This is a genomic window from Nonomuraea sp. NPDC003201, from assembly GCF_053590415.1.
This window is the reverse complement of record NZ_JBSFTC010000148.1, coordinates 17,482-27,057: the sequence shown is the minus strand read 5'-3', so window position 1 is coordinate 27,057 and position 9,576 is coordinate 17,482. Positions and strand designations below refer to the sequence as shown.

Annotated in this window: 5 protein-coding genes; 2 read left to right on the top strand and 3 right to left on the bottom strand. The window is 69.8% G+C overall.

What is annotated here, in order from left to right:
• Nucleotides 1–73: 73 nt before the first annotated feature.
• A complete protein-coding gene (locus ACWDX9_RS36970; protein WP_449962496.1) occupies nt 74–1,039 on the top strand; it encodes an integrase core domain-containing protein in 966 nt (321 codons plus the stop codon).
• 1,087 nt (nt 1,040–2,126) lie between these two features.
• Complete coding sequence (locus ACWDX9_RS36965; protein WP_449962493.1) at nt 2,127–2,273, top strand: SDR family oxidoreductase; 147 nt, start codon at nt 2,127–2,129, stop codon at nt 2,271–2,273.
• Nucleotides 2,274–2,393: 120 nt separating this feature from the next.
• Here ACWDX9_RS36965 and ACWDX9_RS36960 read toward each other — a convergent pair whose 3' ends face one another.
• The 3 genes from ACWDX9_RS36960 to ACWDX9_RS36950 form a co-directional block, all read right to left on the bottom strand.
• Nucleotides 2,394–3,731 carry a tetratricopeptide repeat protein gene (locus ACWDX9_RS36960; RefSeq protein ID WP_449962490.1) on the bottom strand — a complete coding sequence of 446 codons (1,338 nt, stop codon included), beginning with the start codon at nt 3,729–3,731 and terminating at the stop codon, nt 2,394–2,396.
• Nucleotides 3,728–4,495: an SMODS-associated NUDIX domain-containing protein gene (locus ACWDX9_RS36955; protein WP_449962488.1), complete on the bottom strand. Its 768-nt coding sequence runs from the start codon at nt 4,493–4,495 to the stop codon at nt 3,728–3,730. The genes ACWDX9_RS36960 and ACWDX9_RS36955 overlap by 4 nt, the downstream gene beginning before the upstream one ends.
• Before the next feature lie 168 nt (nt 4,496–4,663).
• The gene (locus ACWDX9_RS36950; protein ID WP_449962485.1) at nt 4,664–9,541 is read right to left on the bottom strand and encodes a hypothetical protein; all 4,878 of its coding nucleotides are present in this window, start codon (nt 9,539–9,541) and stop codon (nt 4,664–4,666) included.
• Between the last annotated feature and the right edge of the window lie 35 nt (nt 9,542–9,576).

The window sequence follows — 9,576 nt, the reverse complement described above, 5'->3', positions numbered from 1 at the left end:
TCCCAGCACATCCGAGCCCTCCGACTGGTGGTAACGCTACAAATCCATCCGATCACACTGCGACATCACGGGCATGGACTCGCGAACCGCACTCTCACTCGCCTACCTGCCGGCGGAAGCGGCCCGGGCGCCCGCCCATGGTGCGCTCCATCCGTGCCCTCATCCTGCGTCTGGTCCGCGAGAACCCGGCTGGGGCTATCGGCGGGTTCGCGGAGAACTCACCACGCTCGGCATCAAAGTCGCACCGTCCACGGTGTGGGAGATCCTCAAGCAGGAAAGTTTCGATCCGGCGCCCGAGCGGGCGTCCAGCACGTGGGCCGACTTCCTACGCTCGCCAGCCGACGCCCCGCTAGCCTGCGATTTCATCGAGACCGTCACCTTGAACGGGCAACGCCAGTACATCCTGGCGGTCATCGAGCATGCCACCAGGCGTGTCCGTGTGCTCGGCACCACCGCGCACCCGAGCATGAGCTGGGTCACCCAGGCGATCAGGAATCTGGCGATGGATCTGAACGATGCGGGCTGCCGGGCGCGCTATCTGATCCAAGACAAGGATGGGAAGTTCCCAGCCCTCATGGACGATACCCTCGCCGACGCCGACATCAAGACCGTGCTCACCGGCATCCGGATGCCGCGGATGAACTCGATCATGGAACGGTGGGTGCAGTCGTGCCGCCACGAACCCCTCGACCGCTGCCTCGCATGGAACGAACGCCATCTGCGGCACGCCCTGCGCGAGTACGAACGGTTCTACAACCAGCACCAAGCCCATCAAGCCCTGGACCAAGCAGCGCCACTGCGCACCGTCCCCGATCCGATCACGGATCCATACGCCGACGAGACCGGCTCGGCGGCGTCCTCCACGAGTACTCACATGCGGCTTGAACTGCATGGATGGAATTATCGGCAGGCGCAGTGTGGCCGTGCTGTCCATAGACATGCCTGCCGGTTAGCTGACGCGCGGGACTACACCATCGCCATGGTTGGCCAGGACGGCATCGCCGTCCTGGCAATCCGGCCGCAGGCATGGTCACTGTGATTCTCTGTGAATACGAGGCCATCCTTGGAAGAAAATCGCGGCGACGTTGATCACTCCGAGGGCGTCCGGAACAGGCGAGCACGCATGGAGCACCATGCCCCTAGAACTTCATTCCGCTCAGGGCTCAGCATCACCGTTACTCCAGGCCAGCATCATGATTACGAGCCGCCCTGCGGAATTCGAACACGCGGCCATTGGATTAAGCAGTCGAAGTCCCCAGAATTCGTGCGCGACCACTACCGAAGTTTGAGACAAGGCATTCTCTACATGTTCAGCAAATCATTGGCAACGCGCTGCTTTCGATAAATCAAGTATTGGCCGCCAACGCACGCTGTGCCGTTTGATAGTAGTTGATGCCGCCTCCTCGTACATTGCGTGTCAGACAATGCCAGGCCCTGACGCCGTGTGACAGGGCGTACGAGCACGCACGGAGCACGGTGGCGTCCTGCGGGCATGTTATAGCTCCCACTATTTCTTCTTACCTGATCGGCGTCATCCTGATTCGATGGAAAAGACCTGTCCTTGCCTCCATTCTGCGCGGTCAGTCTCACGCTGTCTGTCGAGGCGTTGCAAGTTTCTTTCCTATCCTGCTCGTGGTAGAGCCGCTGTGCGGGATCAGGCTCCCAGCCAGCCGAGCAGAGGGCCATCATGGCCGGGTCTGCCGCGGTAAGGACGCCAGGGTGCAGCGAGCATGGATGGCCGGGCAGCCGGACGGCGCCGGTCTCGATCAGCTCGCCACGTGCCGGGTGAGACGGACCCCAGCAACCCGATGCTCGCCGCCGCCCGCAGGATCCAAGTCAGTATGGCGAGCTGCGCGTCACAACGCTCGGCCAGCTCGCCAACCGGGCGCGGCCCGTCCTCCAGCGCCAGCGGCACCCCAACCGGACGACGGCGGTCAGCGCACTGAAGCGTCAGGCGCCCGGGATCCCAGACCGGCCCGGACGGATCGGATGCGGTGGGCGCTCCGACATGGAACTCCCTTCGCAACAGGCGCCCTCGTCCGCGGATGCAGCAGGTTCGGCCTGATCCCGTGTTTCCCACCATCTCCGAAACACTCTTTAGTGCGCTTAGTGAGTTCCGTTCCCGGATGGTCACCCATGAGCTGGCAGGCGCACACCCGGACGCCATTGCACAGGCCGCGGTGTATCTCGCGAGCGACGAGGCCGCCTTCGTGCACGGCACGGTGATCGACGTGGACGGTGGCCGGATCAGTGCGGCTGTCATAGCCTCCTGAGCAGGTCCGGCCGCCGGGCGAATGTGCGGGATGCTCATCGAGAGCATCCGCGGCACCTTCGCCACCCCAGGACAAGGCCGTCGTCGCAGGAGTGTCCGAGTCCGGGTTCCGGCAATCCTGCTAGGAGGAGGCATCCAGGCCGCGCAATCGTCCGACGATGTGCAGATACCGGCGGGCCAGCTCCGGCCGGATGGTCAGGAGGGCCTCCAGGTCCGCGCGATCGCGCTCCAGCGCCTCCGCCAGCATCAGGGCCCTGCCGCGTTCGAGTGCGAGCACCGCCCCCACACCGTCGCCCAGCATGCTGGCGGCCAGTGCCCCGCCGACGCCCAGCTCGGTGAAGCTGTGCAGCCAGGTCTGCTTGTTCTGCCGTCCCACCTGCAGGCGGTACAAGTGGTCGGCGGCCCGCCACGCGGCGGAGAATGCCTCGCTGGCCTCGCTCCAGGCGCGCCGCTCCAGCGCCCACTGGCCCCAGTTCTGGGCGGCCGCCAGGATGTCCTCCGCGTTCGTCCGCCAGTCCGTCTCGCAGCAACGGCGATAGAGTCGCACCGCTTCCGCGGACTCGCCGGGGCCGAAGCGCAGTGCGGTCGCGAGGTTGTTGAGCCGGCCGACGAGGTCCGTGGAGCTCGGGGACGTCACCTCCACGGCCTCCCGCAAGCAGGTGATCGCCCGCGCGTAGTCGTCCTCGGAGTTCAGCACGGCCGACCGGTCCAGGAGCACGTTGCCCAGGTTGGTGAGGACCTTCGGCCGCAGCTGGGATCCGGTGCTGAGCTCGGCGGCGCGCTCGTAGGCGGCGATGGCGAGGAGTAGGTCGGTGATCTCGATCGCCGGTTCGCCGTCTGTCGCGAGGTCCTGTACGGCCAGATGTTCGTACCTCATCCGGCGGGCGTTGCCCAGATTGATGAGGTGACCTGGGAACTCCTCGTCGCCTTTGGGGGTGTTCTCCAGCGCCGCCTCCGCCGCCTGGATGGCGGCGTCCAGCGCATCAGACCGACGCGTGCGCTCGTACGAGTCGATGAGCAGCATCGAGAGGTTGGAGTAGGCGCGGGCGGTGTCGGACGAGCCGGGCTCCGCGTGCTCCAAGGACTCGGTGAGCAGATCGAGTGCCGTGTCGAGGTCGTGCAGGTCGCCTGACCGGTCGTAGCGGTCGGAGAGGAAAACTCCGAGATTGCCCAGGTAGGTGATCCGGTCCGGGGAGTCGGAAGGTGTGCTGCGCACGGCTTTCCAGCCGGTCTCGATGGCCTCGTCCAGATCCCGCTCCGAACCGGTGCGCTCGTACCTGTCCGACAGCCCCACCGCGAGGTTGGACAGGTACGCGGCCCGCCTTGGGTCGTCGGCGGGCGCCTCGGCGACGGCCGACCGGAAGAGCTCGACGGCTTGGTCGAGCAGGGTGAGATCCCCCGTGGCCAGGTACGTCCGATGCAGGTCCGCGCCCCTGTCGTTGCGCTTGTCGTCGGTCATCTGCCCGGAGGGAGGTCCTGCCGGTACCGGCGGGTGCCGAACAGGAACGCGGACTGCGGACCGATGAGGGAATCACCGTGCCGCCCGTCGATGATCTCCTGTGCGGAGACCATGATCACACGCTGCTCGGCCGGATCCTCGGCGAGTTCGGTGATCCGGCGCAGTGTCCGCCAGGCGGCCTCGTCGACGAGGACCGCCTCCTGGACCTCGAACACCCGCAGTTGCCGGAAGTCCTTACCCGGCACCTTCCTGGGCGGCTCGACCACCCTGCGAACCGGTTTGAAGGTCAGGTCGGCCACGCCCGGGGCGAGTTCGGCGTGTCCGACCTCCTTGAGCTCTTCTGTGAGCTCCCTGCGCAAGCATTCGACCACGGACTCGCGGTCGGCGCCCCTGTCGAACCAGCGCAGAAAGGGCGCGAGGGCGCTGCCGGGCAGGAAGCCCCGCAGGTCCGATAACGTCACGTCGCGGTGCTCCGCACGGCGATCAGCGCGGAAGGAGAGCCGGTCGAGCGTGGTCGTCGCTTCGGGATGGAACTTGAACACCCCGCCCGGCGGCCCGTAGGAGCCCGGCGTGTACGGCGTGTGGAACAGCACGTAGCGATCGTCGCGGCCGATCCGCAGCAGCGCGCTCATCGACACCCGGACCGTCACCCAGGGCCGCAGTGCCACCGACAGAGCCGGAAGGACCTCCCGGTTGCGCCACGCGAGAGCCGCGACGGCGATGAGGAAACTGGCGATGAGGCTGGAGACGATGCCACTGACCATGCGGACTCCGGCTTCTCGAACGGCACGGACGATGCGCTGCAGCGCCAGCTTGGCATACGGGTTCGAGCCGGTGAAGGCACGTCGCAGGGGCGGTCCAGCCGGGCGAGCATGTTCTCACCGCGGCGACTCGGCCGGGCTCCGGTATGCCGGCGACGCCCGCTTCCGGTCTCACTCGTCCAGCCGTCCGGTGAAGAACCCCGCCCGGAGCTCGAACGTACGTCGCAGCCGGGTCAGCGCCGATCGCACCCCGTCCGGCAGGGCAGCGGCGCCGAGCCGCTCGGCGATCAGGAGCGCCACATCCCGATCGTCATCGCCGGGACCGTCGCCCCGCCACCTCCGCACAGCGTTCGCCGCGATGCGCGCGAGCCGCGGGTCGTCATGTTCGACGTGCAGCAGCACCTGCCGCCACTCCCCCAGATAGGCGAGGCCCGCCAGGCGGCCGACGGCGACGCTGGAATGTTCGGCGGCCACGGGGAAGCGGCTCAGCAGGCTACGCGCCGACTCCGCACGACCGCGGTCACCCTCTTGTGCGCAGATCCGTCCGAGGTAACCGATGGCGGCCAGCACGCCGGCGAGGTCCGTCTCCTCAAGGCGGCCGTACCCGCTGGTGCCGACGGTCGCCGAGGCCGAGCCGGCGCCCGGCGTCACGGCGAGCCGGCAGGCGTAGGGAAGGACGTCGGTCACCCCGACAGTGGCGGCGGCCATCACGTACCGCCAGGCCGCCAGGCCGGCTCCGTCCGGCTGCAGCGACCGGAACCTGGCGGTGCCGCGCCGGTCGAGCCGCTCGTCCGGACCGGGGCCGGCATCGATCAGGAAGCCGAAACTGGCCAATCCGAAGATCGCCAGCCGGGCCGCCTCGTCATCAGCCATGAGCAGGGCCGTCAGGTCGGCGAGGGTGCCTCGCGCACGGGCGAAGGCCGCGGACCACGGCCAGGTCTGCCGCCCCGCGACCTCCCGGTCCTGCAGCATCCGGGCGGTGTGCAGGGCCAGCCGCACGCCGCGCGCGCGATCGACGGCGAACACGCCGGTTACCAGCGCCGCAAGGGGCTCGAGCCGGGCCGGGCCGGCCGTCTCCGCCAGTGTTCTGACCAGCAGCTCAGCGCGTTCGAGCGGGTCGGCGGCGGTGACCGCGTCCAGCTCCGCAACGGCGGCGGCGGTGGCGAGCAGCCTGCCGGGCGGAGCCTCGGCCGTGACGTCCGTCACGAGGACGGCCGCATCGTCGGGGAGCAGGCGATGCGCGGCCGCGAGGGATACGAGTTCGTCCTCCGACTCGAGGAGGCCCAGCAGCTCGGCATGCTCGGGAGGGGCCGTCAGCACCGTCCAGGCCCTCGCCGCCCCGGACACCGCGCCAAGCGAGCCGGCGGGCGCGGGCGGATCCTGGTCCGGTACGGACGACGCACCAGGCGCGTCGGTGAGGCCGGGCGGATCCGGGTTCGAAGCGAGCCGGGCACGCGGCGGCGGAGCGGACGAGCACAGGGCGTCGAGCAGCTCGGCCACGTCATCCGCGACGTCGAATCTGAACCGGTGCCGCAGCAGCACGTCGAGGTGGCCCGCGGCGCACAACTCCGCCAGCAGCCAGCGGCGTTCGCCGCGCAGCCGGGCGTACTCGTCGTGCCCCGCCGCATCGGTGAGCTCCTTCTCGGTCTCCTGGAGCCGGCGGGTGCAGGACACCGCCCAGCGCCGCTCGATGGCGGGGGTCGCGTCGGCTTCGACGGCGCGCAGAGCCGCCATCGCCGCCTCGGTCACCAGCCAGGGGCGAGCGGGGTCGATCAGCTCGCAGGCGCGGGGAAGGAGCTGGTACAGGCCGGCTCGCCGTACCGCGCCAAGGGCCACGGAGCAGACCCGCGCGGGCGGATCCGCCGTCAGCACGGCCGCGCACGCCTCCCGCAGGGCCGCACAGGCACGTGCGCAGGCCGTGCCGGACGCGCGGCGCGTCATCCGCTCCAGACCATGCAGCGCCGCCGTCCGAGCCTCCGGCGGGGACGAAGGGTCCGCCGCGACCGTGCCGAGCAGTTCCCTGGCCGCCCGTCCGCCGAGGTCGGCCAGCGCCGCGGCGGCATGCTCGCGGGTGTCGTCCCGTACGGCCGGGGCGACCAGCTGCTCCAGGAGCCGATCGCGGATCCGGGTCAGCAGGGCGGCGGGCCGGGTGCTCGCGGCACGCAGAAACTCGACGGCCAGCGCACCGTCGTGCCGTACGGCCGCGGTGACGAGGGAGTCGACGACCGGGTCGGCGCCATCATGCATGTTCAGCAAGAGCAGGATCGCCCCGTGCCAGCGGAACTCCGTCACCAGGCCGAGCGGATCCGGGCAGCCCGTGTGGTAGAGCGCGAGAGCCGTGAAGTAGTCCCTCAGTACGGCGTGCGTGAAGCCGACCGATCCCGCCGTGCGCATCAGCAGGCCGCATCCGACGAGGTCGTCGACGAGGCCGGGAGCGTGGGGAGGCCAGGCCGACAGCGTGGGCAGGGCCGCGGCGGGGATCTCCTCAGCGCGCCGAGAGGTGAGCTCGTGGGCGATCGCCATCAGAGCCCGTTCGCGCATCGCGGAGCCGGTCTCCGGCCGCGTCGCGAACAGCCGGTCCACGTACCGGGCCAGGAGACCACTGACCGTGAGCGGCGGATCCGGCTCGTCGGCGAGAAGGTGGATCAGCGGCAGCAGCGCGGGAGACCAGAGCATGGGAGCCGGCCATCGCGAGACCTGGTCGGCGTCGTGGGGATCCTCCCGTACCAGCCGCGCGATCGAGGTCCGGGCGGCCGCGTCGCGCGAGCCCAACGCCCGGACAAGGAAGGGCTCGATGACGGCCGGGCTCGGCGAGGCCAGTATGTGCACGTGGAACGGGCCGGTGTCGGAGGAGAGGTCGTAGGCGGCCGTACGGCAGGCGACGACCACAGAGCTGCGGCATGCCCCACCGTCGACCAGTTCGCGCAGCCAGGCCAGCACATTTGCGCCCGCATCGGCGTCGAGGTGGTCGAGGTGGTCGACCAGGAGGTAGATCGCACCGGTGACCAGCAGCGGCGGGACGCTCTCGGCCCAGTCCGGGGGCAGCTCGCAGGCGGTCCACGCGGCACGCAGGACGGCTGCGCCGGGTTCGCCGGCCAGGACACGGGCGTCCACGGGAAGGGGAAAACGTGGGGGTGGCCAGCCGGTGCCGGGCCCGGCACCGGCGCGCGTCAGCCGGACGCGCAGTTCCTCCAGCACCGTGCTCTTCCCGCTGAGGGCCTCTCCCAGCAGGACGACATGGCTTTCCCGGGCGAGGAGCGACTGCGCGTCCTCACCCGGCGGGTCCCCTTCGGCGGCGTACGCCGTGAGCGGGACGTACCAGGGCGGATCGCGACGGGGCGGCTCCCTTCCCGCGCGGCCCTGCAGGAGCGCGGTGACGAGGTGGGTCCGCAACTCGCCGAGCAGCCGCTCGATGCGGTCGTCGCGAACGCCCGCGTGATCCAACCCGGTCACGAGGTCGGCGGCGATCGTGACGGCGTCCCGGTGCCGGGATGCCAGGATCGGGATGAGCGCCGCGGCGACCGCGTGCAGCGTGGAAGGTCGCCACCCACGGAGGACGTCTTCGCCTCGCCACGTCTCGGACGCGGCCCCGGCGGCGGCGACGGTGGCGCCCATCGCGGCCGGGGTGTGCTCGTGCTGGCCCCACTTGAACGTACGGTTCGCGGCGATCACGAGCTGCGCCAGGTACTCGCGCCACCACCGAGGCCCCGCCTCGGCCGGGTAGCTGATCCGGCCCTGCGAGCGGACGGCCCACAACACGCGGAACGAGCCCTCCAACCCGGGGGCGGTCTGCTGGATCGCCGTGACGAAGGCCGCCTCCGCGCCCGCGGCCCGCTCCTCGACGCTCTCCCCCGCGACGGCGTCGAGGGCCCGGCCGGCGAGCGCGAGCAGCCGCTGCAGCAGCAGCAACTCGCCGAAGTCGTGCCGCCCGGCCAGCACGTCACGCAGCAACCCGAGTTCGAGCCAGGCGTGGTCGCCCAGCAGCGGCTGTCCGGCGGCGGTCTTCGCGAAGTCGATCAGGAAGGGCTGCTCGTCGCTGAGCACGATGTTGCGGGGGTTGAGGTCGCCGTGGACGAGCGAGACGGCCCTGCCCTCCTCTTCTCGCGTCAGTAGGTCGAGCAGCTGCCCGAAGGGCAGGGCGGTGCGCTCACTCCCCCAGACGACGTCGGCTCCTTCGCGCCGCAGGTCGCGGCAGGCAGAGGAGATCACCGACCAGCGGGAGTCGACGTAGGTCTCGGCCACCGTGCCGGAGACCTCCACCGGCTGCCCCGTGGTCAGCTCGGCGGATGCCCTGACTCTGACCTTCAGCCCGTAGAAGTCGGCCTGATAGCCATCCTCATCGGGGGTCAGGGTGAGGGAGAGACGGGCCCGCAGGGGCTCCGGCCCGGGATCGGGGTGCAGGCAGGCGGCCAGCAAGCTGTCCGAATCGAGGTACGGGCCGTCCGCGCCGTCATGGTCCAGCGTGAGCATGGGGCCGAGCGTCGCGACCTGGCCCCACAGCGAGCCGGGACCACGCTGCGGCTTCGCGCCTTTGTACAGGACGGAGTGCGCCTTCTTACCGAACTCACGGATGACCTTTGTCGTCCGCTCGATGTCGTTCCGGCCGACGAGGTCTTCGAGGGTCATGAGCGATGCGCCGGTAGTGCCGGCGAATTCCGCGACATGGCCATAAACGATCACTTCCGGTCGGCCGCGGACCCGCTTGCCCTCGTCATGCACCGCGGGAGCGGCCAGGTCGATCGGCGCGCACAGCGTGTTCGCCATTTTCCTTTCCGCGAAGTGTGTCTGGAAGGCGTTCCACTCCTTGGCCATCTCCGCCGCAGGGCCGAGCTTGGCGACGTAACGCCAAGACGTGCCGCCCCAGTGAGCGGTGATCTCGAAGACATGGGCGCCTGCCCGCCCGCCTGTCAGCCGCTTGCCCACCGTGATCCGGTCCGGCAGCTCCTTCCAGCGGCCCCCGCTCTCGACGGGCGCGGTGACGAGCCGGTACAACGCGTCCCGTACGCCCACGGGTCCGCCGTCACCGGTGGAGATTCGTGGAACGGTCACATCCCCTCCGGCTCCCGCTGGCCTAGAGTCAGTAT

Excerpts from the sequence above, each read along its gene's own strand:
- ACWDX9_RS36970 (WP_449962496.1), top strand. The coding sequence starts at position 74 with ATGGACTCGCGAACCGCACTCTCACTCGCCTACCTGCCGGCGGAAGCG.
- ACWDX9_RS36960 (WP_449962490.1), bottom strand. The coding sequence starts at position 3,731 with ATGACCGACGACAAGCGCAACGACAGGGGCGCGGACCTGCATCGGACG.
- ACWDX9_RS36955 (WP_449962488.1), bottom strand. The coding sequence starts at position 4,495 with ATGGTCAGTGGCATCGTCTCCAGCCTCATCGCCAGTTTCCTCATCGCC.
- ACWDX9_RS36965 (WP_449962493.1), top strand. The coding sequence starts at position 2,127 with ATGGTCACCCATGAGCTGGCAGGCGCACACCCGGACGCCATTGCACAG.